Genomic DNA, 853 nt, shown 5'->3' on the forward strand with positions numbered 1-853 from the left:
TGAACCCGCTCCTACCAGCAATGCAGAATTCATGTGGGAGCTGCTTTACGCAGCGAGGTTGTTGAAAAGCTCGCGGGGTGAGCCCGCTCCTACCAGCGACACAAAACTCATGTGGGAGCTGCTTTACGCGGCGATCTTGTCCTATACTTACGTTAGCATTTATTAATTAACTCAAGGAGTGAGTCATGCCACATAGCTGCCGTTTAAGGAAAGGCCGAGTTTCATCCGCTGGTCAATATTACGCCATCACCATTTGCTGTAAAAACAAAACTGTTGTTTTTAACAACCTTGGCGTCAATCAAGTTGTTATTCGTGAAATTTATCACCTTGAGCAAGACAACTTTATTAAATTAATCGCCTATACGTTGATGCCAGATCATTTACATCTCCTGTTTCAACTGATGGATTCATGCTCTTTGTCTGATGCCATTCGGTCTTTAAAAGGAAGAACCGCTGCTAGGCTAAGGGTAATGAATATTCAACAGCTATGGCAAAAGGGTTTTTATGACACCAGTATTTTGCATAACACTATGTTAAGAAACCAAGCAAGGTACATTGTTGCAAACCCACTTCGGGCTGGATTGGTAACACAGATTGGCGATTATCCTTATTGGAATTGTATTTATTTAAGCAAAGGGATTGGGGATTTGTAAATTGACGATGTCTGTCTGAAAAAGCTCGCGGGGTGAACCCGCTCCTACCAGCAATGCAGAATTCATGTGGGAGCCGCTTTATGCGGCGAGGTGTTAAAAAGCTCGCGGGATGAACCCGCTCCTACCAGCAACACAGAATTCATGTAGGAGCCGCTTTATGCGGCGAGGTTGTTGAAAAGCTCGCGGGGTGAACCCGCTCC

Annotated in this window: 1 protein-coding gene; it reads left to right on the forward strand. The window is 45.0% G+C overall.

Annotated elements, in window-relative coordinates:
• Nucleotides 1-185 precede the first annotated feature (185 nt).
• Entirely contained in the window at nt 186-653 is a 468-nt protein-coding gene (locus CEX98_RS22095) for an REP-associated tyrosine transposase (protein ID WP_099644127.1), read from the forward strand.
• The last annotated feature ends 200 nt before the right edge of the window (nt 654-853 follow it).

It is taken from the genome of Pseudoalteromonas piscicida, from assembly GCF_002744175.1.
GTDB lineage: Bacteria > Pseudomonadota > Gammaproteobacteria > Enterobacterales > Alteromonadaceae > Pseudoalteromonas > Pseudoalteromonas piscicida_B.